Here is a 26,291-nt window from a genome sequence, read left to right on the forward strand (position 1 = left end):
CTAATATGCGTCTCTATACTTATTCCTTTTTCCTTATCACTTTTCTAATTTCATCATTGGGTTTCAGCCAAAACAAACTCAAAGGAAAACTAGAATATAAAGTAACTTATAAATTGAGCTTTCAGCTCGATTCTACTGATGCAGATTCGCGAAAGTCTGAATTGATGATTCTTTACTTAGGTGAAGACTTTTCCAAGTATTTAAGCCGTGCAAAAATCCTTGCCAATCCTATTGTACGTGAAGGTAACTCCGGCCATACTGCGCGCAGTGCGACAACTAATTTTCATTATGAAATTATCAAGCAACGCGATCAGGACAGTTTATTGTATCTGCTGAAATTTCCTGAAGGAGACGACCGCTTTGTCTATGAAGAATCTAAACATCAATTCAATTGGAAAATAGAACAAGACACCAAAACTATTGAAGGATTCAGCGTACAAAAAGCTACCACTGCTTTTGCCGGCCGAAAATACACAGCCTGGTTTACTACTGAAATCCCTATTGCAGACGGCCCTTATAAATTTAATGGGCTTCCGGGATTAATTCTTGAAATATCAGACTCCCAAAACTATTGGAATTTTGAATTTGTAGGTTTAGAAAAGCTTTCACCCAAAATCAACTACCAATTAAATCTGAAGCAATATGCGGAGACAACTCGTGAAGATTTGGAGAAAACCTGGTACCGATACCGAAGTGACCCTATGGGTTATGGAGGCGGCATTCCTGAAAACATAACCATTAGTGCCGAGGTCCATCAAAAGTATAGAGAGTCGTTTGCTAAAATGTTAGAAGCTGAGAATAATCCTATAGAACTTAAATCCTTTGAAAAAAAACCTTAATCTCTTTTTTTTATTGATTTGGCTTTGCACATTCTCGGGCTTTGCCCAAACCACGATTAGTGGAACAGTGTTTGATGAAAAAAATCAGGCTTTAAGCGGTGCAACGATCACGATTAGCAGAGATTCGATTTCTTCAATTCTTGCTTATGCGATTTCTAAATCAGATGGAAGTTTTCAGATTAAACTCAATACTCAAGAAGAAAAAGTCATTTTAAAAGCATCTTACATAGGTTTACAAACAGTCACAAGAACTCTTCAAAATAAGACCCAAAACATAGCTATTCAGCTCCTGCCCTCTTCTGAAGAACTTAAAGAAGTAGTAGTCAAATCCGAACTCATTCAACGTCGGGGAGACACGCTTAGCTTTTCAGTGGAAGCTTTTAAAGACAAAAACGATCGCGTGATTGCCGATGTGTTGCGTAAAATGCCGGGTATCGAAATTAAACCGGGCGGGCAAATTCACTATCAGGGCAAACCCATTCAAAAATATTATATAGAAGGGCTTGATTTGCTTGAAGGTCGCTACAGCCTGGCCAATGAAAACCTTGCTGCAGATGCAGTTTCAAAAGTTGAAATCCTCGAAAACCACCAGCCGATACGGGTTTTAGACAGTCTGGAATTTTCTGAGCGCGCCTCGCTCAATATTAAACTAAAAAATGACGTTACCCTAAGCGGAACCGCAAAGCTTGGGTTAGGCGCAGCTCCGCTACTTTGGGAGACCAATCTCACCCCGATGCTTTTCACTAAAAAACGACAGGTAATCGCAAGCTATCAAAGCAACAACACGGGAAAAAATGTATCGAGTCAAATCAGTGATTTTTCGCTGAATCTCGCGGGTAATACGTATGATATTGAAAAAAATGATTGGCTATCTATTCTAAACCCTGCTACTCCACCCTTTTCACAGCAGCGCTGGCTAGATAATAACGTGCACCTGGCTTCAGCCAATGCCATTCAGCGCCTTAAAAACGATCTGGATCTCAAAGTAAACGCTTCGTATCTCAACGATTACCAGCAACAAGTGGGATCTGTAAATACGCAGATTTTTACACCTACAGACACCATTACTATTCTCGAAAAAACACAAAACCGAATCTTTACAAAAACCCTGCAGGGAAAACTTACTTTAGAACAAAACGCAAAAAAGAATTATCTAAAAAATCAACTGGAATTCAATGGCTTTTGGGACTCCAAAATAGGAAATTTACACCGCGAAAAGGCAAAAATAAATCAGAATCTCAGCAACCTGTTCAGTGGTTTTAAAAACCAGCTCACGATACTCAAAACTTTTGGAAAGCAACTCATCACGTTTAATTCGAATACCGGCTACACCCATTCTAATCAAGATCTATACGTTGTTCCCGGCCAGTTTGAAGAGCTTTTAAACGATGGAGACGCTTATTCAAAAACTCAACAAACACTTCAGTCCCAAAAATGGTTCACCGACAATTCTGCCGGTATGACTAAAGCTTTGGGGAATTTTACAAGTACTTCAAAATTAGGTTTTGCTTTCCAAGAAGAAACTTTGAATAGTGACATTTATTTAGAGGAAAACCCAAAACCTCTAGGTAAAGATTTTAAGAATAGAACGCGATTTTATTCTAATGAAATATACTTAGATCATAAGCTGAGTTATAAAAACAAAAATGAAACTTGGAGTTTGAGATTGAATACTCCGCTGGCTTATAAAAATTTTAAACTGAAAGGTGAAAATTCACAAAACCTCAACGCTTTTGTCTTTGAACCTAATCTTTACTTAAGACGTAAACTTTCTGCCTATTGGGAAGCCTCTATCTCTGGGAGTTTAAATTATAACTTCGGAAAAATACAGCGTTTACATGCCGGTTATTTGCTTACCAATTATCGAAATATACAGCGCTACAACACGCCAATTTCTGAAAGTGTTGTTCAGAATTATTCCGCTTCGCTTAATTACAGAAACCCGGTGAAGCGTTTGTTTATTAAAGGTTCATATTCCTTAGGACACACAACAAATAATTTACTCTACAGCAATCAGATCGCTGCTAATGGAGCTACTATTTTAGAAGCGATTTTAAGAGATAATACTATGCATACCCAACGCTACAATCTTGAAGCCAGTAAATACATTAGTAACATAAACACCTCGGCTAAAGTAACTACTTCATATACACAAACACAAAAAGACCAACTGCTCAATGATCAATTAACAGCAACTAAAAATGAATCTTATAATCTACACACTAGCCTGGAATCTGAAATTTTAAAATGGTTGAGTCTCTTGTATAACAGCACTTACTCCTTATTTAAATCCAGTTTAGAAGTGACAACGCTGCAACAAATAAACACCCAGCAGCACAATGCAGATCTATATTTGTATCCTTGGGAAAATCAATATGTGAGTATAGGTGGTGAATATTATAAAAACTCACTTTCAAATTCGGACAACAACTACTTTTTGAACTTGAGTTATCAATATACATTCACCAAAAAGAAGATTGATTTGAACCTTATGTGGAGTAATATTTTAAATACCAAAAACTTTATCAACGCTTCCAGCAGTGAATATTTTATTACCCAAAACAGCTATATCTTGCGCCCTTCGCAAGTTTTAGCAAGTATTTCGTTTAGTTTTTAATATTGATTCTATTATAAAATTATTTTTCTTAGAAAATCAAAAGTATAAATCGGAATGCGAGCAACAAAGGCTGTGACTATTCGTAAAGAATTATTGGCTAATAACAAATATGATGAGACAAGGGGCAACAGAGAAGTTACTTTCATAGCGATGTATAAAATTTAATTCTTGCTTTCAAAATAAGATATGTGTCAACTATAAAAGCTTATTTTTAAGAATTAAAGTTCTTTCTTCCGCTAAAATCTTTTAAAAAAATAATATTTTCTGAATCCAAAATTATTGAACAATGCTAAAAAAGAAGACAAGCTTATTAATACTCCTACTTTTAAACTTCTATTTTCTAAAAGCTCAAGCCCAAAAAAATGACAATTATTGGGACATTTCTTCTTCAAAAAGCATTGTGTGGAATGTAAACAAAACAAATTCCTATCCACATGGAGATAACATTGAGATGTCTGGAAAAAAGGTTTCCGCAATAATTTATTATGATGTTAATGAGGATAAAGAACTCAGTCTAAAGCGTGAAATTATATATCCGCAATTAAGAACTATTGAGGAGGATTGGAGAAAATACCGGGCGTATTATAAGAAAATCTACGCAGATGAAAGTGAACCAACAGTTACAGCGGGTGGTTCTAATTTGGTATTCAAAAAAGTTGATTCTGTAGAAATTAATGGTAAAATCACTTTTTACCATACTCCGGTACAGGAGGTAATTCTTAAAAGAACTTTATTTCCATCCATGAATCAAAGAGTATTTGTGGAAAATTGGGAATTAGTAAATACAAGTGACACAACAAAAGAATTACAAATTGGCAAGACATACACGCTTGATCAACTCAGAGGATACAAAGGAAACTACACCAGTCATGTTTATAATGATGCTGATAGCGCAATTAGCCTGCTCCCTCATTCATCCTATACTTTCACGCTTTATTTTTCTGCAGCTATTGATCAAGAACCTATAAAAGGCTTTAAATACAAAGAAATTGAAAAGGAACGCAATCAATTTCTCCAAAAAATTGAAGAAAATCTTGTTTTAGAAACGTCAAATCCTGTAATAGATCAACTTTTTTATTTTTCAAAAATACGTGCTTCTGAAAGTATTTTTGAATCAGAGATGGGACTGGTACACTCACCGGGAGGAGGTAATTATTATATAGGTATTTGGGCAAATGATCAGGCAGAATACAGCGGTCCTTTCTTTCCTTTTTTAGGTTATGAAACGGGTATTGAAGCTGCAAAAAATGCCTATATCATGTTCTTAAAAAATATTCCTGAAGATTCTTCTCCAATATGTTACTCATTTGAAATTGATGGAGAACTGCCCTCCTGTGGAAAAGACAGAGGAGATGCCGCTATGATCGCATACGGAGCGTCCCAGTTCTTATTGCGAAATGCCGATAAAAAATTTGCAAAAAAAATATGGCCGTTAATTGAGTGGAGCCTGAACTATTGCCATAATAATAGGAATATAGAAGGAGTCGTTTTATCAGAGACAGATGAGATGGAAGGAAGAATATCTACAGGCGAAGCAAACCTTTCGACAAATTCTTTGTATTATGGAGGATTACTCAATGCCTCATATCTTGCTAAAGATCTTGGTTTCCATGATTTATCTACTCAGTATTTAAAGCGCAGTGTTGAAATGGCTCATGCCATCGAGGAGTATTTTGGTGATAACATAGAAGGCTTAAATACCTATCGTTATTTTAAAGGAAATACGCATCTCAGACATTGGATCTGTTTACCACTGGTTATGGGAATCGAAAAAAGAGCGGAAGCAACCGCCAATGCACTTCTCGAAAAACTTTGGACAGCAAATGGGGTTTTAGTGGAACTAGATCCCAACTCAACAGAGCCTGAGGTTTTTTGGGACAGAGGAACTTTATACGCCTTAAGAGGAACCTTTAAAGCTGGATTATTTGACCAGTCTCTCCACAAGTTAGTTGATTACTCAAATAAAAGACTATTAGGAGATCACGTACCCTACCCTATAGAAGCTTTTCCTGAGAATAATATGAAACACCTTTCCGCAGAGAGTGCTTTGTATTGCAGATTAATTATTGAAGGTATATTGTCATTTGAACAAACTGAATTCAATTCTTTTAGTATTACACCTCAACTAAACGATGATCTATCCAGATTAAGTCTCAAAAATCTATATATTGGTGAAAAAGCCGTTTCAATTGACCTGGAGTTGATAGAAGATAAAATTGACACTAAAATTTATCTAAATGGAGTTGAACTTATTAATAAACGGGTCAAAGCTGGTGAAAAAGTAACTATTAAAATCTAAGTTCACGGAATAGGACATTAACGCTTTTGATAGTACGTATTGGAAACAAAAAAGCCATGAATGATCATGGCTTAAACAGATAACATGCAGGAGTATGTCTTTCAATCAATTACAATACTATTAATTCCCTTTTCTAATGCTGTATCTTGTATAATAGGTACGTGTAGGCCTTCAGCTCTAAACACGGTAAAATCTGTCATCCCTAAGAATCCTAAGAATGATTTTAGGTAAGGTGCTACAAAATCATGCTCTTTGCCTTGTTCATCTGTATAAATACCTCCTGAACTCATCGCAACATACACTTTTTTACCGGATACGAAACCAATAGGAATTCCATCTGAATTATAACCAAATGTAATTCCTCGACGTGTTATATGATCTATCCAAGCTTTAAGAGAAGAATGAATGGTCCGGTTGATAAGTGGCGCGCCTATTACCAGTATATCACAATCAAATAATTGTTTCAATAGTTTATCTGACAATTGAAGAGCTTGCCTAATTTCATCGGTATGCTCCTCTTCTGGAGTAAACATTGCATTTAAAATTTCTGGTGTTAGGTGTGGGATATTACGTTCCACTACATCCAATTGTTCAAGTATACTGTTAGGATATTTTTCCTTTATTTTTTCAACTATAGCAGTTCCTAACCTTTTGCTGTATGACTTTTCTCCCATGATACTGGAGTTGATTTGTAATATTCTCTTTGAGTTCATTTTGTATTTTATTAGACTTTAAAAACACAAAACTAATCTGAATAACTATGCAAAAGATAGGAGTTACCTAAAGGAAAGCGGTTCCCTTTAGGTAAGTTAGTATCTTTGTAACATGATAAAAACTAAAGAAACAGCATCAATTACAAAAGAGGAATGCTCAAGCAATTTGAGAAGTGTAATAGATGCTTTGTATGTTTTGAATGGCAAATGGAAATTGCCCATCGTGTTGAGTTTAATCAACTCTCCAAAACGGTTTAATCAGATTATGAAAGATCTGGAAGGTATTTCTCCTAAAATACTAGCTCAAGAGCTCAGGCATTTAGAACAAAACAAACTGGTAGTAAGAAATGTATTTCCTACTACCCCCGTAAGCATCATTTACGAGGCATCGCCATATAGTGATACATTAAAAGATGTATTAAGAACTTTGAGTGACTGGGGTGCTGGCCATCGGAAGAAAATTATTGAAGAGTAAATCGATAAGAAATTCGCTAAAGGCTTCTGAATTTCATTTACAAGTTTTGTTTGAATGAACCTGTTGGCGACTGAGATGCTAATGCTATTGGAAGCTTTATAATAAGGTTTTGTATTAAAAATAATATGCTTCATTAGGTCACTAAGAAATTTTTCTAAACCTTTTCTCATCTTGCCGTTAACTACCACCTAACCGAAAGTCGTGGCTATTGGGTTTCTATTTTTTTTATGTCTTTGGTAACTATTTAAATTCATTTAATCAACGGTACCCAGTAATTACCATTATAAATTGTTCTACCCATTTTTTTCCACGTTTCTCAAGTTCAGCTTCTCATACAAATCCCTTTTTCTTGTACCTTTTCTTACTTTATTGAAAATAATTTTACCCAATCGGTATTATGATAGCATCACAGAAAACACAATGCCCGTTATAAATCTCAACCAAAATTTTAAATAGATTTTACTACTGACAAACTGTTGTCACCCTTCCAATTTACTTTTGGTTTAAATACTAATAAACAACTATTTAAATCATCTATCATGAGTAAAAATGAATCTAAAACAGCTATTCAAGAAGTAATTACACCAGCAGAGTTACTGAAACACTGGCAAGGTCACCGTAGTCTAACCCGTAGGGTCATAGAGGCATTTCCAGAAAAGGAGTTTTTCAATCACAGCATAGGCGGTATGCGAACTTTTGCTGAGATGACCCTTGAACTTTTGGCTATTGCAGGGCCGGGTTTGAAAGAAATTGTCACCAAAGAAACTCAAGCATTAAACGAGCATATTGATCATAAAGATCAAAAAAATCTAGTGCTGAAGCTTTGGGATCAAGCTACAGAGGAAATCAATACCTACTACAACCAAATCACTCCGGACAGCTTTCATAACACTATTAAAACTTTTGGACAATATGAAGGGACTGTCATTTCTTCTATACTTTATTTTATAGATAATGAAATACACCATCGCGGACAAGGTTATGTATATTTAAGAGATCTCGGAATTGAACCTCCATTTTTTTGGGAACGTTAGGTGCTTATAACTATGAAAAACGTACTCGTCTTTAAAACATCTGTAAACGAGGAACTGGATATCAACAAGCTACGTCCTGTTTTAAATGCATTGACACCTCCTACAGATCTATGGAATTTTGATCTGGAAGATTGTGACAATATTTTAAGGATTGAAACTCAGCATTTGAGAGCCACAGCAGTGCTGGATAGCTTACATTCCTTAGGGTATTTATGTGAAGAATTACACTAAATTCATAAAACTTAAACATAAAGGATGCAATGTTCTATATATAAAACATTGCATCCCTTATGTTTTCTTTCACTCTATAAATAGGGAATTAATTAAAGCTTATCTGCTATTTTTTTTGACAACGCTTTAACTCGATGTTTTAAATCCTCAGGTTCTATAATCTCTGCATAATCACCAAATGTCATATACCATCTGGCAAAACCATCCTCAATATTACGCGTCATGAACGTCATCTCCGTTTGTGTTCCCCTATCTTTTTTTGATATCAAACCGTAATACCTTAGTCCACTTTGGATATACTTTACAATACTCTTTTCTACCAAAATACGAACCTGAACTGCAGACTTTTCATTAGTGCTTTTCAAATAATTATTTAATGATTCGTGTACTTTACTGAACAAAACTTCTGTACGTTGAATGCGTTTAATCCTGTCTGTTCGAAATTGTCTGTAATCCTTTCGTAAATGACAGTAGGCCATGATGTACCAAAAATTAGTTTCGTGAAACAAACCGACAGGTTCAATTGATCGATGGGTAGGCGTTTCCGTATCCTGAGCTAAATATGCCAAATGCACTTGTTTTTTTTCTGCTATACTCTCAAAAAGAATTTCTAAAGCATTAGGTACATCTTTGTTAAATAATGCTTCTTGAGGCTCTATAAGTATTTGAGATTCAATCGCATTTACCCAGTCCTTATCTTCACCTTTCATTACAGATTTCAATTTGAACATAGCTGATTCAAAATAAGCACCCAGTCCTTTGTCTGTAAACTTCTGCATAAGTTTCTCAGCAGCAACAAAACTCCCGGCCTCTTCCCGTGTGAACATAATTGGCGGTAAGCGATATCCTTCTACAATAGAATAGCCTATACCGGCCTCACTTGAAATGGGAACTCCTGAAGCTTCCAGTGTTCGAATATCACGATAAATAGTACGAAGACTTACATCGAAACGATCTGCTAATTCTTGGGCTTTAATGATCCGTTTAGACTGTAGTTGAATGAGAATAGCTATAATTCTATCAAATCGTTTAGGAGCTTCTATACGCATTATGGATTAGGAATTTTTCAAAAATAGTATTTATTACTTAAGTTTTCCTTTCCAGTTCTTGAGATCCGTATTTTCCCTAAACTGCCGGATAGACATCTTTTAGATCTGGCAATACCTAAAAATTCTTTCCTAAAAAATAAGGCACCATTAAATATGCCTACAATTGGACATAAAAAAACCAGTAAAAATGTATTTTACTGGTTTTCATAGATTTAGATATTAAACAATATATGTTAAATACCTATTTCGTCGGGGTGGCAGAACGCTATTAACATCGAACAACCCCAGTCTTTATATGTCTTGACACAAAGTTCTTTTTTCGAACTCACGATTAACTCACAATTTGTATAGAACTATTTGAAGCAGTTTAAAGCCTCGTAAGTTTTAAAGTTAATTATTAATAAAATTCCATCAAACAAAATTTGGAAAAACTATTTCTGACCTAATTCTTTTTCTCTTTACGCCAAAAGTAAAAAGCAGGAGATAGAATATCCAGATCCTCACAAACCTCAGCTACGCTGACTTTGGCATAACTTAATTCTACTGTTTTCTCTTTAAACTCTAAGGTGTACTATTTCGTTTAGAAATAATATTCACTCAACTCTCTGTCCAGTCTAATGTAGTAATTCCATCTGTTACTTGAAAAATTTTCAATCAATGAAATTTCTAATATGCTAGGTTATCAAAGTTTAACTCACTTCTCTTCTACGTTCAAAAAATACTTCGGTCTCAATCCTTCAAAAATTAAAAGGAAAACTTCATAAAAATTAAGGTGGCAGCTATTTTCAATCTAGACAGCTGCAGGGTTTGTGGTATTTTTTAACGTATTTAATTCTTCTTCTTTTATTCGTTCTTTTTTAAGATACCTTAGATATAAAAGAGAAATTATAACAGCAATTATCCCTTCAATTCTTACCGTTCTCTGCGCTCCATAATGGGTAGAACAGTAACTTACAATAAGACTTCCTAAAGGTATCGTGGCGGTAAGCGTCATTAAAAAAAGGCTTATAACCCTCCCTCTCAATGCTTCTTCTACATTCAATTGAATTATAGTATTACTAACGGTACGTACCGACATCATACCAAATGCTCCGATACAAAGAAAAATTAGCGCAGGAATAAGAGCGTTTAAATATGAAAATACAATAAGCCCTACCCCAAAAATAAACGTATTGAATAGTAAGGTTTTTCTTAGGTCTGTTCCTGCTGATAGCGATGCTAAATAAATAGCACCTGTAAAAGCACCTAAACCTATGCTACCATCTATATAACCTAATGTAGTAGCATTTCCTAAAAAAATATCTTGGGCAAAAACTGGTGTTAGGGTCGTAAAGGGTAACACAAAAAAACCTATTAAACCTGTAAAAATGATAACAGAGCTAATTGTTTTATTTTGAGATATATTTAAAAAAGCTTCTTTAAATTCGAAGATCAAATTTTTGTCTTTTTTTATAACAGGTTGATAGGCTTTTAGTTTCATAATCATTAAGCATCCTATAACTATACTAAAACTTGCCGCGTTGATTCCGAAACACACTTGATTTCCAAAACGTTCTAATATAAAACCGGCTAAAGTGGGTCCCACTAGTTTAGATAGATTCACCATGGAAGAATTTAAAGCTAAAGCATTAGATAAGTCTGCTTTATTTACCACTAATTCTCGGATTAAAGACTGTCTGGCAGGGGAGTCAAAACCATTGATTATACCTAGTATCAGACTCAAACCAATAATTATCCAGACTGCACTTTTATCAAAAAAAACTAATGACAAAGTAAGTAATACTGCCTGAAGCATAGCAAGTATTTGGGTAATTAATAGCACTTTATATCTATTATAACGATCTGCAACGGCACCTCCTAATAATGAAAAAACAGCAGTGGGAAAAAGTGTTGCAAAAACAGAAATACCCAACATCACTTTTGATTGGGTAATCGTATAAACCACCCAGCTTACGGCTGTCTTTTGCATCCAAGTACCTATAAGAGAGGTAGCTTGACCTATAAAATAGAGTCTGTAATTTCTACTTTTAAGTGAATTGAAAGTATTTAACTTCATTCAGAAAATTATAGCTTAAATTAAACCTGATCGTTATCCATTTAGTGAATTTGGAGTATTCCCATAAAGAAGTGTTTTGTAGGAACATCTACAACTAATCTCTTTAAACGACCGAAGAATACCCCCAACACCAAACTAGTAAAATAAACCGGTTTAACGTTAAAATAAAGGTGTTTATAGATTTGATTTCATCAAAAAACGAGAGACATTATACATTTGTTTTATGATTCTTAAAAGACAACATACTTATGGCATAAAAATTTCCAAAAATTTAAAGCTTGTAGGAAATAAAATTTATTTGACAAACAACACTCACATTCCAATAGGTAGCGTTTATAAAGAAGATCTTATGAAACTTATTGCTTTATAGGTAGCTTGACATTCAAATCCTAATTACATACTAATTAAGAGTAGCTCTCCAAAGTATTAAGAGTTTTTAAGTTTTGGTTTTTGCTTCCTTACGCGCCACTAGTAAAAATACTGGCTAGATCAGAAGCGTTGTTGTTTTTAAACAGTAGGTATATTTTCAATTAATATTTCATTTTTAGCTGTATCATAATAGCTACAAGTCATCTTATCAAGATCGACAATCCATTTTTCAATTCCTGTTTCAGCGCAATGCTTACAGAACGTAAAATAGTCTGTTTCTCCTTGTTGGTGAATTTTTAAATATTGACTGAATTTATCTTTGTCACTATTTAAAGCAATTTTCAAATTATCATATTTGGGTTTGGATTTTACTTGAAAATCATTAATGCCAAAATAATTTGTATGACTGTCAAAAACCCAAGTTTCAAAAGCGGTAACTCCAATTTCCTTAATATCTTTTAGGTATTAGGAAATCCAGCTCCTGATTTTATTTTACTATGCGCTACTTCAATTTGTTCTACCGTAAACATTATCTATTTTATTTTTAAAATGTTATTTTATTGCTGGATCTTCTTTTACAATAACCGTCCACTTACATCAACATAAAATATAACCATATTTACTCAAAATTTACGGATATCAACACTTTTGATACGATATGAATTACAGTATTAAAGAAATTTCTACTATTAGTTACAAAATAGCGGGATCGCAGACAACAGGTCTTACCATTTCTGATAATTCGTTATTTATCAAAGCGATTACTTCCTTTGATGTTGTGTTTTTTCTTGTATATAGCGTTATTGGCTTTCGCTACCCGCTTTGTATGTGTCATTGCGGAAAGCATAACTGAACCAAAACTTTTGAAATCCATACTGCTCAATCCCTTGTTATCCTGTTCGTTACCGGTTTCAGCAAATACTGATACTCTACATAGTATTCAATAATTTTTTCAAGATTCTTCTTCGGCATCACCCGTTTAGTTGTTTTGATTAAGCAACTGATTGATATAGTGATTTATTTGCTCAATTTGTTTAACCTCTGTTCTTTTTGAAGTGATATCAGTTATAATTTCATCTTGTTCATCTTCATTCATTGATTTGAAAGAATCCAGTACGCCTGCATCATCAAAACATTTGAGAATTTCAGAATTAGTATCAATTCTGTCGTGTGTATGCAGGTATAAAGTAACGGTAACTAAATCACCACCACTTTTACCGATTGCATCTCTGATTTCTTCGTTTATTGAAATCATTTTATCTTCTTCCTTCCTTGGTGCCAAATTCATTTCTTTCAACTCGTAATCATCAAGCAATCCAGAAACTTTTAGCGAACCCCAAGTTCCATCTATATCAGCTGTATTTGGTATGACGATATGGTATGTCCAAGCTCCATTTCCTTTTTTATAGACTAATTCAAGCTCCTGATTATCAACAATGTTTTTCATTTTTTATTCTTTTGATACTGCAGGCATCATGTTATACCATCACTTGTTGGCTTCCCCGATTAGAACTACTTAGATTTCCAATTTTGAAGACGGTCAAGATACAGATAACTTTCTACAAATTTTCTATGCTCAGGACTGGTCATTTTTTCTACTAAATTCAATGCCGAAATATAACTTGCCAGATTTCCATTTGAGGAAAGAAATTTTCCGTCCTCAACAAAAGTTATCAAACTATCATTCTGTACTTTTAAATTCGGATAGTCTTTTTGTAGCTGTACTCCACCACCAATCCAAGTGACGATTTTATGTCCATCTGCGATTCCAGATTTTCCGATTAACTGAGCTCCAGCACAATTACTCACAACATAATCAGTTTCTTTATTTTTATCTTTAATGAAGTTTACGATATTTTCGTTGTGAACTTGTGCGTACATATCATAAGCACTTGGTACAAAAAGAGCTGTTAATTTGGGGCAATTCTTAAAAGTATAATCGGGAACGAAATGCATTCCTTCTTCGGTTGTGATTGGATTTTCAGTTTCTGCAATTGTGATTACGTTAAAAATTTGTTTTCCGTTTTCATTTGGTTTTGCAAAAACATCTGAAGTTGCAATTACTTCACTTTGTAAAACTCCGTTATACATCAAAAGTCCAATTGTTGGTAATTCTGATTTGAATGGTTTTAAGTGTTTCGTAAGAGTATCCAATCCTATTTCGGTTTGATTTATGTTCTCCTTCTCGAGATTGTTTTTCGATTTTTCAGAGTTGCAACTGATCAGAATAGTTGCGAAAATCATTATTGTTAAAACTCTAAATTTTGTCATTCTGTTCTGTTTTTCTTCTATTGTAGGTAACTCGTTATATCCCGATAAATATACCCATTATCCTCTTAATTTTTCTGGGATAACCGGAACTTTAGTTCCGGTTTATCTGTAGCAAATTCGTTTATAAAAGTCCATAATCACATCAAGGAGGGTGGACTTGCAAAAAAAAACGGGACTTTAAATTGAGTGATTATGCTGCTAGTTTTTTATTAAAGAACTAATTTAAATACTTTGATACTTCTATTCTAGAGTAAAAGTATTCTCTTCTGGTTTTATACTAAATTTTAATCAACTAAAAAATAGATAACTCTCCCTCTTTGCTTATTTGCATAGGCTACATATTTTAAACTTCTTTTAAGTCAGCTAAACACTTAACCCAACCCGAAGGCACTTTGAGAAATTTATTTAGGTAAAGCTTGATGATAATTTGAAATACTTTTTTACCCCACCACTCTCTTAAAATCAATTGCATCAGAAAACCTCGGATCTGTCTTTCTGGGAAGCCGAATCATCCGATCTACGATGATGCTGCAAAATTCATAATCCTGAGTCATTTTACCGATGACCTGATAGACTTCTTTACCACTCATAAACGAATGGGCTACCGAATCGGGGAAATGTACCGTATCAAAGAAAACACCTTCCCGATCCAAAAAAGTACCAAAAAACATGGTTCGTCCCCCATCGAGCGGAACCCGTTTTGCCGTGACCATCACTCCGCAGATACTTATCGTTTGACCGATATGATTCTTGAGTTGGCGTACCAATATACTTTTAGGAAGTTCAGCTTCCAATAAGTCAAAACGCGAACACAGGGGAAATTCTAAGAGTTCAATCTCGTCGTAGGCATCTTCGATACCTGTTGATTTAAAATCGGGTAACCGATACGCAACAGGTTTTGCACTGAACAACCTAGGAGCATCATAGGAGGTTTTAGGTTTTGTCATCAGGTGGGCTTTCCAAAGCAGTTCCTTTTTGTCCTTTCCCGTAAAGCGCAAGGCCCCGATGCGTATCAGCAGCACCAGCTGTTCCAGACCTAAGGGAACCCGTTCCACAAAATTTTCCAGATCGGTAAACCTCCCATACAACTGGCGCTGGGTAAGCAGTTTTTCTATCCCACGCACTTCTAAGTCCTTAATCATCCCTAGGCCTAAATAAATCTTGGTTCCGATGATGCGATTGGGATGATCACTGGTATTGATGCAGGGAAGTTCGAGCTGACCGCCACATTTACGAATTTCATTTAAATAATCTTCAACCCGATAAAAACCACCCCCATTGTTGAGTACTGCGGTCATAAATTCAAGCGGAAAGTAGTGTTTTAAATACAAGCTCTGGTAGCTTTCTACTGCGTAAGAAGCAGAATGCCCCTTTGCGAAAGCATAGCCGGCAAAAGCTTTTATCTGATCCCAAACGCTTTGAATAACGGCTTCCGGATAGCCTTTCCCCCTGCAGTTCTTTAAAAATTTATCTTCTAATTCCGCAAACTGCGTCTTTGACCGGCCTTTACCACTCATTCCCCGTCGCAGCACATCAGCTTCAGCCAGGCTTAAACCCGCAAAATAGTGCGCAACCTTCAGCACGTCTTCCTGATAGACCATAATGCCATGGGTTTCGTGCAGGATTTCGGCTAATACCGGATGGGCTTCTGTTCTGGTTTCGGGGAAACGCTCGCGTTTGATAAACTCTTCTTTCATACCACCATTCCCCACCCCGGGACGTATGATGGAGCTAGCTGCCACCAGACCGATATAACTATGAGTCCGTAGCTTGGTCATAAGTCCGCGCATCGCCGGACTTTCCACATAAAACACACCCATACAATCACCAGTTGCTAAAAGATTATTGAGTTGTGTATCCTTCTTAAACTGATAGACTTGATCTATATCAAGAACCTTAGCCTCCGGCTGATTTTGAGCGATAAGAGCTAAAGCATCCTTGATTTTAGAGAGTCCCCGCTGCGCCAGGATATCAAACTTATAGATGCCTACCGCTTCCGCGATATTCATATCAAACTGTACCGTAGCAAAACCTTTAGGGGGCAAAAAGGTTCCCCCGTAATAATGAACTGGTTTGTGGGTAATGAGAATTCCACCAGAATGCACTGAAAGGTAATTGGGAAAACCGTGAATCAATTCTCCATATTTTTGAACCAGTTGAAGGTACGTTTCATAATTTTTGTTCCCCTTAGTATCTCCTTTTAAAAAGGCATCAGTCTCGTGTTTTGGAATACCAAAAACCTTACTCAACTCCCTCACCACCGCTTTGTATTGAAAGGTTACATAAGTACCCATTAAGGCACAATTAGGAAAACGCTCAAAGATATATCGGGTCACATCATCACGGTCCTTCCACGAAAAGTCAATATCAAAGTCTGGAGGTGAACTGCGGTAGACGTTGATAAACCGCTCAAAATAAAGATCCAGTTCAATGGGATCTACATTGGTGATCCCCAGAATATACGCCACCAAACTATTAGCCCCCGATCCCCTGCCTATATAGGGATAGTCTTTAGATCGTGCATAGCTTACAATATCATAATTGATCAAGAAATACCCCGTAAACCCTAAGTCCTGTATGGCCTTAAGCTCCCGTTCCAGACGCTCTGTAATCACTTCATTAAGCTGTGGATAGCGACTGCTTAAGCGTTCGATACATAAGGCTCTCAAATATGCTTTATCCTCTAGTACGCTGCCCAAATACGTTTGCTGATTCTGGTTCTCGCGTTCAGTACCATATTTAAAACGCACTTTGCAAGCAGTAATCAACTTTTGCGTATTTTCAATTATATGGGGATATTCTTTAAAAGCTTTCTCCAATTCGTTTAGATGCAGCATCTGATGCTCTAGGTCGCCTTCCTGTTCCTGAGGTAACTGGCTCAATAAAACATTTAGATCTATGGCTCGCAGTAAGCGGTGTGCATTAAAATCTTTTTTACTTCGAAACGTAACGGGCTGTAGTATAATCAGGCGATCTTTAAGTTGTTTGAGTTTATTAAACGGAAGTCGATTTAAATCCCTTATCGAAATGCCGATGTATTCATACTCAGCAAAAGATTCCTTATCTAAAAACAATGCCTGTTCAAAGGGATAGATCACAAAACAGTCTTTCAGAGGCGGGGCAGTCAAAGGAAACTCCTTTTTTTGGTGTAAATGTGCACTCAGAAAGCTATTGAGCTTCTGAAAACCGATGTTCGTTTTAGCCAATAGAATGTAAAGCTGCTTTGGCATATTGCGTACATCAACTCCTACCGTCACGTGAAGTCCTGTTTCACCTGCTTCCCTAATAAACTGCATGGCAGCACTGGTCGAATTGATATCGGTTAAGGCTAGGTGTTTTACGTTATTTATCAGGGCAAGGTTGATGAGCTCCGTTTCTGAGAACGTGCCGTAGCGCAGGGAAAAGTAAGTATGGCAATTGAGATACACCGTTTGGGGAATTTAGTTTTACAGATTATGCTTTACGATGTGCCAACAGTAGCGGCGGACTGCCATCAAAAGGATTGTGAGCAGAACGAATGGTCTTTACGTCTAATGTAGAAGCCCGCATCACACTGGAGGCACCAAAGCGCTTTCTCAAATGATCCATAGCTTTATACAGGTTAAGTTCCTTTTCATTATCATCAAACAGATCGATCTGGTAATGACCTGAAACGATATCACTGAAGTGAATCCCGATAAGGCGTACCAGAATACGCCGCTGATAGAGTGACTTAAAAAGCACTTCTACTACCGGGAGGATAATATGCTCTGCGCTGGTATACGGAATCTTACACTGTTTGGTATGGGTCTGAAAATCAGAATACCGAATTTTAATCGAGACACAACCGATCATTTTATTGGCTTGTCGCAGTTGGAAACACAAGGTATCAACCATAGTCGTAATCGTATTTTTAAGCCTAACCACATCTATGGTATCTAGATTGAATGTTCTTTCACTAGAGATAGATTTACGCTCCGAATAGGGCTTAACCAGGCTATCATCAATACCTTGGGCTCTTTGCCATATCTTTTGACCATTTTTACCCAGAACCGCTATAAGCATCTCTACAGGCATTTGCTGTATGGTTTTAATACGTTCAACGCCCATAGCAATCAGTTTCTGACCGGTAACCTTCCCAACACTGGGAATTTTGCGAATGGATAGGGGGGCTAAAAAAAGCTTTTCAAATCCCGCGTCTACCCGCATTTGGTTATTGGGTTTGGCCTCACCGGTAGCCACTTTACTCACGGTCTTATTTGGAGAAAGTCCGAAGGATATGGGAAGGCCAGATTCTTTTATAATACGCTGGCGCAGCTCTGTCGCAAAAGCATAATTACCAAAAAAACGGTCCATCCCGGTCAGGTCTACGTAAAACTCATCAACACTGGTTTTCTCAAAGATGGGAACCGACTCATTGATGATCTCAGTAATCAGATCTGAGTACTTCATATAGGTGCTCGAGTTGCCTTTAATACAGATCGCTTCGGGACACAGCTGACGTGCTAATTTCATGGACATCCCGGAATGCACTCCAAACTTGCGTGTCTCATAACTACAAGCGGCAACCACACCCCTTCCCCCGGTTCCCCCTACTAGTACTGGTTTTTTGAGTAATTCCGGACTTAAAAGTCGTTCTACTGATACAAAAAAAGTGTCCAGATCGAGATGTAAAATAGATCGTTCCATATTTCAAAAATATGGAATAATTCCATTTTAACGGATATAATCCTAACAATAAATTAGGTGACTATATATAAAAGTCCATTAATGATTACTTTAAACTGGTTATTATGAATCTTAGATTGTTAATAGTGACTCTTAATAAGATAAATTAAATACACAGGTAGCAAGAAAACTAATAACTGTATGATCAAAAAAGATTCATCTGCTTCCAATCCCTTATTTTAAAGTCAACCTATAGTAACTCAACTCTACCTTATATTGTTGAAAATTTCACTTGTATGAATTTTTATGATTTTTAATAAAATTTATAATATGTGAATATTATTTTAAGAGCTTAACATTCATAATCAAAAATTATGAGCCCTTTTTTCTATTTTGCTTTTGCTATGTAAACAACTATAAAATAATGAATGAACAGCGCTACGCACACATTATCAAAGGAACCGCTATTGGACTTTGGGAATGGAATATTATAACCAAAGAAGTGATTTTTAGCGAAGAATGGGCCAAGGTTTTAGGCTATAATTCTAATGAGATAACTCATTCAGAAAAACTCTGGGAGGAGCTTTGCCATCCTGAAGATTTTCAGAAATCTCAAAAATTACTTGATGATCACATTAAAGGAAAAAGTAAATTTTATGAAAGTGAAGTCCGCATGCTACATAAGGATGGAAGTTATGTTTGGATCAGAGATCAGGGACAGGTTGTAAGCTGGAAGAACGGTATGCCAGAATGGATGACTGGTTATCATAAAGAAATTACAAAAGCTAAGGTTGATGCAGAAATAAAGCGAACGTTTATTGATCAAGCCCCTGGTGCAATAGCAATGTTTGATACAGACCTTAATTATCTTGCAGCTTCTAAAGAATGGATAATTGACTATAATCTGCCTGAAGATATTGAGGGAAAGAATCATTACGATCTATTTGAGATTCCCAATCGCTGGAAGGAGATTCATAAAAAATGTCTTCAAGGCGAAACTCATCAGGCTGAGGAAGATGAGTTTTTTGATAGGAATGGAAACCCATTTTACCTGAGGTGGCAAGTCAAGCCATGGTATCGTGATGGTGAAATTGGAGGATTACTGATGCAAACGTCAAATCTTACTACTTTTAAAAAGTTACAAGCTGAACAGAAGCTGGATGAGCCGGTCAAAGTGAACCACGTTCGCCGGATGAAAGTGAGCATAGCAAACTAAGTACTGGAAGTCGATTCCTTTGTTGTTAAATTTACTCTTTATTTTTCAGTTTTTTTCTCATAGATTCTCCTTTGATATCGATCCTATGGGCGGTGTGTACCAGACGGTCTAAAATAGCATCGGCAATGGTTTGCTCTCCTATAATGTCGTGCCAGGCCTCGACAGGTAATTGAGAGGCGATTATAGTTGACTTTTTTCCGTGTCTGTCTTCGATTATCTCCATAAAAGAGTGTCTGTTTATGTTGTCCAGACCTTTAAGACCGAAGTCGTCAAGAATAAGCAGATCTTGCTTTTCAATTCTATCAATTTGCCTGGCATAAGAGCCATCTGCTTTTGATGTTTTGAGCATCGTAAATAGTTTAGTAGTGTTGAAGTACAGTACCTTGTACCCTAAGGAACAAGCCTGATGGCCGATGGCTGATGCCATATAGCTCTTGCCTGCGCCCGTGCTTCCTGTAATGAGTATGTTATCATTCTGCGCTACAAAATCACAGTTGGCAAAACGCTGTATCTGGTTTTTATTGATCTTCCTGGATGGGTCATAATCAATGTTCTCCATTAGGGCGCTATACCTAAACCTGGCCGATCTGGTTAAACGCTCTATCTTACGGTTGTGCCTGTCGTCCCACTCCGATTGTATCAGGTAAGCGATCAGCTCGTCATTGGTGTAGTCGATACTCTGGGAGGACAGGCTGGTATTGAAGGCTCTGAGCATTCCGTGCAGCCTTAGTTGTTTCATCTGTTCTAATGTTTGTGTATTCATCTGTGTAGTTTTAATGTTTCTGTTTTATTTGTAATAATGACCGCCCCTGATGTTAGGGTGATTGGGTATGTCTATTTCTGATTCGGTATCCTCATCTAAAGAGTCCCATCCATTTTTAAGAATGCGTTCGATAATATTATAATTGTATGCCCCGTAGTCTAAGGCTCTTTTACAGGCATTTTCCAACCGTGCATTACCTACTTTTTTAGTCAGGTGTAAAACACCCAGACAAGATTTATAGGATTGCTCGGGATGTTGTTTCTTGTCAAGTATCTTAATTATATATTCTTTACAGTTCATACCAATATGCTCAGCCCAGGCAATGAACTTTTCGCTGCTCCATTCGCTTATAAAGCGGTGGTGCGAGGGCATGTGCTCCTTAATGGTGGTGTAGGCATATTTCTTCCTTTCCCTAGGGTGCGCTGCTAATCGTTCAAGTTTATAGAATATTTCGACCAGGCTGTCAGAGTAGATGATCTTAATCCGCTTTCCTATATGTCTATAGGGTACGCTGTAATAGTGTTTATCTTTACTAAAGTAGATATGGCTGTTCTTATGTACCGTTCCATTTGCGTAGGATTTGACCTCGTACCTTTTTGAAGGCAGGGGCTTTAACTCTTGCTTTTCTACTTCTTCGAACAAAGAATACCGGGAGTACTCCCTTCCCCTAAATGACATTTTATTATGGGTTTCCAACAGCGCGGCTATGGCCACATTGATCTCGGGTATGCTATGGAAGGTTTGATGACGTAATGGGGCAAAAACCCGTGTATAAATAATACGTACGGCATTCTCAACTATCGCTTTATCTCTGGGTTTATACGCTCTGGTGGGCAATACGGCAGTTTCGTAGTACTCGGCAAAGTCAGCAAAAGTTTCGTTGACTTTGGGTTCGTAACGACTGCTTTGGGTAACTGCCGACCTGAGGTTGTCAGGCACTAAAGCCTGCGGTACACCACCATAAAACCAGAGTGCGTTCTCTACGCTCTGTATAAAATCTTCCTTCTTCTGGCTCGCACTGGCTTCTACATAGGTATATTGGCTACTGCCCAGTACACATACAAACACTTCTAGATTTTGTAACTCTCCCGTATGACGGTCTACAATGGTAAGTTTCTTGCCTGTGTAATCAATAAAGAGTTTATCACCCGCTTTATGGGTAAAGTGCATAACAGGTGAGACTTCTTTAGTCCATTCGTTATACCAATATTTGAACTGTGATATCTTAAAGCCATCAGGATGTTTCGCGTAATATTCCTGCCAAAGAAGTTGTCTGGTAACCCCTGTTTTACGTAGTTCCTTATCAAAATAAGGGAAGTACTTTTCTAATGTTAATAGCTGCTCGCTTTTGGGTTTTTGATCTGATTTGAATAGTTTATGCAGCTCTTCCAGAGTCATTGAAGACACCTCATAATCTGTAAGCTGGTAGCGCTTGAAAAAAGCAATGTATTTGCTAATGGTATTGCGTGACAGACCTAACCTTGAACTTATCTGCCGCTTGCTTACGCCCTCGCTGTAGAGCTTGAATATCTGTTTTACTTTTCGCATATCTATTTGTTTATTGGCCATCGTCTTTTTAGCAAAAAAAGACATTTGACTTTTTACAAATAGAATCGACTTTTTAGTGGTTCACTTTGGCCCGGCGAAGGCGGCTCACTTTGACCCGATTTGGGTGGTTCACTTTAACCCGGCGAAGGTGGTATACTATGCCCGATTTTTGCAATTTAAACACCTTCACCTATCCCTTTGAGGTATTTGAAGAGATGCGTATGCATTCCAAATGGGAATTCCTAGTCCTCACGTCCAAAGCTGAGGACTGCCTATTAGGTGTGATGTTTTGCTATAAAAATTATTCAGGTACGTATGTTCCCAGTCTCATAGGTATGGATTACCAATATCTGGAAGAGTTTCAAACCTATAGACAGTTGTTGTACCAAACCATCCTAAGAGCCCGGAAGCTGAATATGAAACAGATCGATTTTGGGATTAGTGCGAATTTTGAAAAGCGAAAACTAGGGGCTACAGTTATTCCCAAACAAGCCTTTGTGCAGACCGACGATAATTTTTTATTAGAACACTTAGAAATGATGAGAACCAGCAACTAAATGCAAGGAGCCATTCAAGTAAGACGTGATTGATTGCCAACTAATCCACTACCCCAGTTGAAAGTTCTACTCCCTCATTATTTATTAACCCGCCTAGTTAATAACGTGATGTTTACCACCGAAATACAACATTTTCACCAGCTGCTCCATACGCAGGTCCTGGAGCTGATGGATCCCCTTAAAAAAGCCAATGCCGGGATAGAGATCGCTAACGATTCACTTTCTAAGTTGAAAGAAATCGTAGAACAGGAAGACTTTGAAACCGTCCCCGAAGAGATCAACTTTTTTAAAAACATCAAACCATGCCCGATGAGTTACCTGATTTACTTCTCGGAAATGCGTTCTTGCGAATCCAGAAAACCGAAAGCCGGAAAGCGTTTTCAGATTCATTTTTTTGAAAAGGAACTGCGTAAAATCAATAAGTTCTTTTACCGGAACAATGATTTTGTACAGTATATGGAACAGGGGCATTCGTATATGGATCATCAGCTGTTTACCCGCAATCATCGTAAAAACTTCCCCTTTACCCCTACAATAAATTACTACCAGTATCCGGAGTTTTCGAGTTCGCACGATATGCTTTGGGCTAAAATACAAGCGATGTACCGCCTGATCCACTACATCCGGGAAGCCATAGAATCTTTGAAACCCGGTACTGTTGAAACGTTTTCCACTCATAAACACCCCATTCTATTATGGTCGGGTTCTAAAACCGCTTTGGTTGAATTGATCTATGCCCTGTTTGCTGCAGGTGATTTAAATCACGGTACCGCAGAGATCAGCACGATCACACACGCATTTGAAGACTTCTTTAATATCAAATTGGATAACAACTACAAAACCTACTCAGAGATCAAAGCCCGAAAAAGTACCCGAGCCAAATACCTTGAAGCCTTAATCGTGGCTCTAGAAGCCAAGATGAATAAAGACGACGAATAGCATCTATTAAACGAGCTCGGGTCAAGCTGTGAGTCATAGGTTGGAAACAAGTTTTTAATTTCGAGGCATCCCGAGCTATCGGGACGGGGTTTTATACCCTTTGGCGGCGCCAATAAAAATCCCACCTCTTCGTAACTACGAAAACAAGCTGCTACACGTGCTAGGGTTTATTACCTATTAAATCCGGCCTTCTTACGGGATCAAAAGCACGCAAAACACATCAACCTGTATGTTTTTTGAAGCCTGTTAAATTTTCTCCCACTACGAAAGCTCTTGTGAATAATTCCAATTAAAACCCATCAAATTCGTAGAACGAAAGTCAAACCCAGATAGGGGCTATCAACTAAAATGAACGAACCTCGATAGCCCCTTTCTATTTAAAACACTGTATTATGCCAGCAACACTGATTACCACAGACGACCTCTATGAGTTCAAGTTAGAATTGCTTGAAGACTTAAAAAAACTGCTTCAGATCCAGGCTGAGGCCAAACCCAAGAAATACCTCAAATCCTCCGAAGTTATGGAATGGCTTCAGGTGAGTCCGGGAACCCTACAAAACCTACGCATTAATGGTACCCTTCCTTTTACTAAAGTAGGTGGTATCATCTACTACGATGCTCAGGAAATCCAACAAGTAATGGAAGATAACCGCATCCATTAATAGTTTTGTATGAATTATATCAAACACCTCAATACCGTCTTTCAAAAGGTGTATTCAGACAATCGTTTGAACACCTCGCATATCAGCTTGTATATGGCTGCCTTTCAGTTTTGGAATGTGAGCAGATTCGCTCCACAGTTTTATGTCAACCGGGAAGAACTCTGCAGGATGTCTAAGATAGGTTCTAATCGCACGTACCAAAAATGCATGAATGATTTGCATAAGTGGAAGTATCTTAAATACACCCCTTCCCATAATCCGTTTAAAGGGAGCGAAATCAAGATGTTCATTTTTGCACCAACTTCTGCACCGGGTAGTGCACAAACTACTACACAAACCGGTAGCTTAGTTATGCACCAAGCAGTGAATCGTTATATAAAACATTAAAAAACAAACCTAAACATGCCAAGGAGGTCTTTCAATTTTTTAAATCTAAAAATTTCCCAGAGCAGGAAGCTGCAGCTTTTTTATTGCATTACGACCAAAACGATTGGCTAGCCAGCAATGGGGAGGAAATTAAAGATTGGGAAGCTATCGCTAAGCATTGGATGCTGAATAGCAAAAAAGCTGATGAAAGAAAAAAAAGAAGCACCAAGCGCTCTTTTGACGATCCGTTGAAGGTTTCAAATTCTAAGAATTATGGCGAACCCTTGTGAAATTATTGAAGGTGGCATCACCTACCCATTAGGCAGGATGCAAGGCAAGAAAATGATCTATGATTTTCAGAAAATGCTCGTGTATCTGGATGCTAAAGGGAAATTACTTTTCGGACCTCATTTTAAAATTTATGAATCAGATCACCCTTTACTGTTTAAGCTTTGTAACTATTTTATTGCCGATAAAACCAATTGCGAGGCGATGCATCTGGACCCCAAAAAAGGATTGATTCTTTCGGGTCCCGTAGGTTGTGGTAAAACCAGCTTAATGAAGCTCATAAGATACATGATTCCCCATCAACGCCCCTATGAAGTCATTCCCTGTAGAAACATCACCTTTGCTTTTAACCATCTTGGGTATAAAGTCATTCAGGAACACGGCGATGGCCATTTCTATTGTTTTGATGATCTAGGTACCGAAGCCATCGGCCGGCATTATGGTAAGGATTGTAATGTGATGGGGGAAATACTTTGTAACCGCTATGAACTCTTTTTAAAACACAAAATAAAAACCCACATCACCACCAATCTAAATGCTACAGAATTAGAAGATAAATATGGAGTGCGTGTACGCAGTAGGATGCGGGAGTTGTTCAACCTGATTGCTTTTGATAAGAATGTTGAGGATAAACGAATTTGAAATCCTTTAATCCTCCCATCCACAAAGTCCGCGTCCCAACTTTTTAGCTGCTTCTAGGCTTACTTCGCTGATATCCGTAGAGCAGTTACTCAATCCTCTGCATTTCTTTTTCAAGTGGTATTTCTTACTGCTTTTACCCTTACAGATATACACGTTATCCGTACTGATTTAAGGTACTACTGTTAATAGCACAACGCTCAAAATAAAGACTAAGGTTTTCATCAGTTGATCACGTTATAATTAGGGGTAAGATATTCATTTTATAGGTATTAACGGATATCTTTTATAAACCCCAACTCTACCAAAACTGCAGGACATACATCTTTTAGATCCCGCAACACCTGAAAGTTAGAATTAATAGTTTATAAAATAACGGTAGAGGATTTTTCACAAATTATTTAATCTAATATTGTATTTATAATTTAGCTTTTAGTTCATTTTTTAATTGGTGCAAATCATCAAGATTGATCTTTTTTTGCTTCGAAAATAATTTTTTAGCTGTCTGGGTAAAATAGCTGTGACTTTCTAAGAATTCAATATTAAGAAGAACCCACTCTCGATCTGTAGGATCTAACGCCTCCAGCAAAATCCACTCTTGTCTAAGTTTTGCATTTTTTTCTTTAAAGGAAATCTGGCCTAAATGAGCCAGGTCAGCATCACATATGATCTTTTGAATTTTAGTTTGAGGCTCAAGCTTTAACGACGTAGCC

The 26,291-nt window shown here is 37.1% G+C and carries 25 protein-coding genes and 2 pseudogenes; 15 read left to right on the top strand and 12 right to left on the bottom strand.

Annotated elements, in window-relative coordinates:
- Positions 1-5 precede the first annotated feature (5 nt).
- From DSM02_RS18795 to DSM02_RS18810, 4 genes are all read left to right on the top strand, one after another.
- On the top strand, positions 6-839 hold the full coding sequence (locus tag DSM02_RS18795) for a GLPGLI family protein (RefSeq protein WP_128767032.1): 834 nt from the start codon (positions 6-8) through the stop codon (positions 837-839).
- On the top strand, positions 823-3,456 hold the full coding sequence (locus DSM02_RS18800; protein ID WP_240674106.1) for a carboxypeptidase-like regulatory domain-containing protein: 2,634 nt from the start codon (positions 823-825) through the stop codon (positions 3,454-3,456). Before DSM02_RS18795 ends, DSM02_RS18800 begins: the two co-directional genes overlap by 17 nt.
- Positions 3,457-3,510: 54 nt before the next feature.
- Positions 3,511-3,621, top strand: coding sequence for an Atu4866 domain-containing protein (locus DSM02_RS20835; protein ID WP_128767033.1), 111 nt, complete (start codon positions 3,511-3,513; stop codon positions 3,619-3,621).
- Between the two features lie 121 nt (positions 3,622-3,742).
- A complete protein-coding gene (locus DSM02_RS18810; protein ID WP_205875178.1) occupies positions 3,743-5,755 on the top strand; it encodes a six-hairpin glycosidase-like protein in 2,013 nt (670 codons plus the stop codon).
- A gap of 101 nt (positions 5,756-5,856) precedes the next feature.
- Here DSM02_RS18810 and DSM02_RS18815 read toward each other — a convergent pair whose 3' ends face one another.
- Positions 5,857-6,468, bottom strand: a complete 612-nt coding sequence (locus DSM02_RS18815) for an FMN-dependent NADH-azoreductase (protein WP_128767034.1) — start codon at positions 6,466-6,468, stop codon at positions 5,857-5,859.
- Positions 6,469-6,634: 166 nt separating this feature from the next.
- On the opposite strand from DSM02_RS18815, the gene DSM02_RS18820 reads away from it, so the two are divergent.
- The 3 genes from DSM02_RS18820 to DSM02_RS18830 all read left to right on the top strand — a co-directional run bounded on the left by DSM02_RS18820 (position 6,635) and on the right by DSM02_RS18830 (position 8,208).
- A complete protein-coding gene (locus DSM02_RS18820; protein ID WP_240674107.1) occupies positions 6,635-6,943 on the top strand; it encodes a winged helix-turn-helix transcriptional regulator in 309 nt (102 codons plus the stop codon).
- 539 nt (positions 6,944-7,482) lie between these two features.
- Positions 7,483-7,977 (top strand): DinB family protein, encoded by a 495-nt coding sequence (locus DSM02_RS18825; RefSeq protein ID WP_128767036.1) that lies wholly within the window; start codon positions 7,483-7,485, stop codon positions 7,975-7,977.
- Positions 7,978-7,989: 12 nt separating this feature from the next.
- Positions 7,990-8,208, top strand: a complete 219-nt coding sequence (locus DSM02_RS18830) for a hypothetical protein (protein ID WP_128767037.1) — start codon at positions 7,990-7,992, stop codon at positions 8,206-8,208.
- 92 nt (positions 8,209-8,300) lie between these two features.
- On the opposite strand, the gene DSM02_RS18835 is transcribed toward DSM02_RS18830, so the two are convergent.
- Entirely contained in the window at positions 8,301-9,257 is a 957-nt protein-coding gene (locus tag DSM02_RS18835; protein ID WP_128767038.1) for a helix-turn-helix transcriptional regulator, read from the bottom strand.
- 445 nt (positions 9,258-9,702) lie between these two features.
- Positions 9,703-9,828, bottom strand: a pseudogene (locus DSM02_RS18840) (transposase); the annotation flags it as partial.
- 61 nt (positions 9,829-9,889) lie between these two features.
- Between DSM02_RS18840 and DSM02_RS20840 the strand changes: the two are divergent.
- A complete protein-coding gene (locus DSM02_RS20840; RefSeq protein ID WP_382403019.1) occupies positions 9,890-10,021 on the top strand; it encodes a helix-turn-helix domain-containing protein in 132 nt (43 codons plus the stop codon).
- 26 nt (positions 10,022-10,047) lie between these two features.
- Here DSM02_RS20840 and DSM02_RS18850 read toward each other — a convergent pair whose 3' ends face one another.
- The 6 genes from DSM02_RS18850 to dinB form a co-directional block, all read right to left on the bottom strand.
- Positions 10,048-11,313, bottom strand: coding sequence for an MFS transporter (locus tag DSM02_RS18850; RefSeq protein ID WP_128767040.1), 1,266 nt, complete (start codon positions 11,311-11,313; stop codon positions 10,048-10,050).
- 507 nt (positions 11,314-11,820) lie between these two features.
- The gene (locus DSM02_RS18855) at positions 11,821-12,135 is read right to left on the bottom strand and encodes a DUF1398 domain-containing protein (protein ID WP_317128266.1); all 315 of its coding nucleotides are present in this window, start codon (positions 12,133-12,135) and stop codon (positions 11,821-11,823) included.
- A gap of 526 nt (positions 12,136-12,661) precedes the next feature.
- Positions 12,662-13,129 (bottom strand): DUF1905 domain-containing protein, encoded by a 468-nt coding sequence (locus tag DSM02_RS18860; RefSeq protein WP_128767041.1) that lies wholly within the window; start codon positions 13,127-13,129, stop codon positions 12,662-12,664.
- A 65-nt stretch (positions 13,130-13,194) separates the two neighbouring features.
- Positions 13,195-13,953: a DJ-1/PfpI family protein gene (locus DSM02_RS18865; RefSeq protein ID WP_128767042.1), complete on the bottom strand. Its 759-nt coding sequence runs from the start codon at positions 13,951-13,953 to the stop codon at positions 13,195-13,197.
- 440 nt (positions 13,954-14,393) lie between these two features.
- Positions 14,394-17,381 carry a DNA polymerase III subunit alpha gene (locus tag DSM02_RS18870; RefSeq protein WP_128767043.1) on the bottom strand — a complete coding sequence of 996 codons (2,988 nt, stop codon included), beginning with the start codon at positions 17,379-17,381 and terminating at the stop codon, positions 14,394-14,396.
- Between the two features lie 25 nt (positions 17,382-17,406).
- Entirely contained in the window at positions 17,407-18,621 is a 1,215-nt protein-coding gene (gene dinB / locus DSM02_RS18875; protein ID WP_128767044.1) for a DNA polymerase IV, read from the bottom strand.
- A 403-nt stretch (positions 18,622-19,024) separates the two neighbouring features.
- Between dinB and DSM02_RS18880 the strand changes: the two genes are divergently transcribed.
- The gene (locus tag DSM02_RS18880) at positions 19,025-19,816 is read left to right on the top strand and encodes a PAS domain-containing protein (RefSeq protein WP_128767045.1); all 792 of its coding nucleotides are present in this window, start codon (positions 19,025-19,027) and stop codon (positions 19,814-19,816) included.
- Positions 19,817-19,847: 31 nt separating this feature from the next.
- On the opposite strand, the gene istB is transcribed toward DSM02_RS18880, so the two are convergent.
- Positions 19,848-20,579: an IS21-like element helper ATPase IstB gene (istB, locus tag DSM02_RS18885; protein ID WP_128767046.1), complete on the bottom strand. Its 732-nt coding sequence runs from the start codon at positions 20,577-20,579 to the stop codon at positions 19,848-19,850.
- Positions 20,580-20,603: 24 nt separating this feature from the next.
- A complete protein-coding gene (gene istA / locus DSM02_RS18890) occupies positions 20,604-22,127 on the bottom strand; it encodes an IS21 family transposase (protein WP_240674108.1) in 1,524 nt (507 codons plus the stop codon).
- Between the two features lie 158 nt (positions 22,128-22,285).
- On the opposite strand from istA, the gene DSM02_RS18895 reads away from it, so the two are divergent.
- The 6 genes from DSM02_RS18895 (at position 22,286) to DSM02_RS18920 (ending at position 25,581) form a co-directional block, all read left to right on the top strand.
- The gene (locus tag DSM02_RS18895) at positions 22,286-22,684 is read left to right on the top strand and encodes a GNAT family N-acetyltransferase (RefSeq protein WP_128767047.1); all 399 of its coding nucleotides are present in this window, start codon (positions 22,286-22,288) and stop codon (positions 22,682-22,684) included.
- 108 nt (positions 22,685-22,792) lie between these two features.
- Entirely contained in the window at positions 22,793-23,623 is an 831-nt protein-coding gene (locus DSM02_RS18900) for an RteC domain-containing protein (RefSeq protein WP_164918342.1), read from the top strand.
- A 392-nt stretch (positions 23,624-24,015) separates the two neighbouring features.
- Complete coding sequence (locus tag DSM02_RS18905; protein WP_128767049.1) at positions 24,016-24,285, top strand: helix-turn-helix domain-containing protein; 270 nt, start codon at positions 24,016-24,018, stop codon at positions 24,283-24,285.
- A gap of 9 nt (positions 24,286-24,294) precedes the next feature.
- Positions 24,295-24,672, top strand: coding sequence for a hypothetical protein (locus tag DSM02_RS18910; protein ID WP_128767050.1), 378 nt, complete (start codon positions 24,295-24,297; stop codon positions 24,670-24,672).
- 83 nt (positions 24,673-24,755) lie between these two features.
- Positions 24,756-24,941: a hypothetical protein gene (locus tag DSM02_RS18915; RefSeq protein WP_128767051.1), complete on the top strand. Its 186-nt coding sequence runs from the start codon at positions 24,756-24,758 to the stop codon at positions 24,939-24,941.
- The gene (locus DSM02_RS18920; RefSeq protein WP_128767052.1) at positions 24,925-25,581 is read left to right on the top strand and encodes an ATPase; all 657 of its coding nucleotides are present in this window, start codon (positions 24,925-24,927) and stop codon (positions 25,579-25,581) included. Before DSM02_RS18915 ends, DSM02_RS18920 begins: the two co-directional genes overlap by 17 nt.
- A gap of 415 nt (positions 25,582-25,996) precedes the next feature.
- Here the strand turns inward: DSM02_RS18920 and DSM02_RS20445 are convergent.
- A pseudogene (locus DSM02_RS20445) lies at positions 25,997-26,291 on the bottom strand (HD domain-containing protein); the annotation flags it as partial.

It is taken from the genome of Leeuwenhoekiella polynyae, assembly GCF_004104075.1.
Taxonomy (GTDB): Bacteria; Bacteroidota; Bacteroidia; order Flavobacteriales; family Flavobacteriaceae; genus Leeuwenhoekiella; species Leeuwenhoekiella polynyae.

Excerpts from the sequence above, each read along its gene's own strand:
- DSM02_RS18795 (WP_128767032.1), top strand. The coding sequence starts at position 6 with ATGCGTCTCTATACTTATTCCTTTTTCCTTATCACTTTTCTAATTTCA.
- DSM02_RS20835 (WP_128767033.1), top strand. The coding sequence starts at position 3,511 with ATGCGAGCAACAAAGGCTGTGACTATTCGTAAAGAATTATTGGCTAAT.
- DSM02_RS18810 (WP_205875178.1), top strand. The coding sequence starts at position 3,743 with ATGCTAAAAAAGAAGACAAGCTTATTAATACTCCTACTTTTAAACTTC.
- DSM02_RS18815 (WP_128767034.1), bottom strand. The coding sequence starts at position 6,468 with ATGAACTCAAAGAGAATATTACAAATCAACTCCAGTATCATGGGAGAA.
- DSM02_RS18825 (WP_128767036.1), top strand. The coding sequence starts at position 7,483 with ATGAGTAAAAATGAATCTAAAACAGCTATTCAAGAAGTAATTACACCA.
- DSM02_RS18830 (WP_128767037.1), top strand. The coding sequence starts at position 7,990 with ATGAAAAACGTACTCGTCTTTAAAACATCTGTAAACGAGGAACTGGAT.
- DSM02_RS18835 (WP_128767038.1), bottom strand. The coding sequence starts at position 9,257 with ATGCGTATAGAAGCTCCTAAACGATTTGATAGAATTATAGCTATTCTC.
- DSM02_RS18850 (WP_128767040.1), bottom strand. The coding sequence starts at position 11,313 with ATGAAGTTAAATACTTTCAATTCACTTAAAAGTAGAAATTACAGACTC.
- DSM02_RS18860 (WP_128767041.1), bottom strand. The coding sequence starts at position 13,129 with ATGAAAAACATTGTTGATAATCAGGAGCTTGAATTAGTCTATAAAAAA.
- DSM02_RS18865 (WP_128767042.1), bottom strand. The coding sequence starts at position 13,953 with ATGACAAAATTTAGAGTTTTAACAATAATGATTTTCGCAACTATTCTG.
- dinB (WP_128767044.1), bottom strand. The coding sequence starts at position 18,621 with ATGGAACGATCTATTTTACATCTCGATCTGGACACTTTTTTTGTATCA.
- DSM02_RS18880 (WP_128767045.1), top strand. The coding sequence starts at position 19,025 with ATGAATGAACAGCGCTACGCACACATTATCAAAGGAACCGCTATTGGA.
- istB (WP_128767046.1), bottom strand. The coding sequence starts at position 20,579 with ATGAATACACAAACATTAGAACAGATGAAACAACTAAGGCTGCACGGA.
- istA (WP_240674108.1), bottom strand. The coding sequence starts at position 22,127 with ATGCGAAAAGTAAAACAGATATTCAAGCTCTACAGCGAGGGCGTAAGC.
- DSM02_RS18895 (WP_128767047.1), top strand. The coding sequence starts at position 22,286 with ATGCCCGATTTTTGCAATTTAAACACCTTCACCTATCCCTTTGAGGTA.
- DSM02_RS18900 (WP_164918342.1), top strand. The coding sequence starts at position 22,793 with ATGTTTACCACCGAAATACAACATTTTCACCAGCTGCTCCATACGCAG.
- DSM02_RS18905 (WP_128767049.1), top strand. The coding sequence starts at position 24,016 with ATGCCAGCAACACTGATTACCACAGACGACCTCTATGAGTTCAAGTTA.
- DSM02_RS18910 (WP_128767050.1), top strand. The coding sequence starts at position 24,295 with ATGAATTATATCAAACACCTCAATACCGTCTTTCAAAAGGTGTATTCA.
- DSM02_RS18920 (WP_128767052.1), top strand. The coding sequence starts at position 24,925 with ATGGCGAACCCTTGTGAAATTATTGAAGGTGGCATCACCTACCCATTA.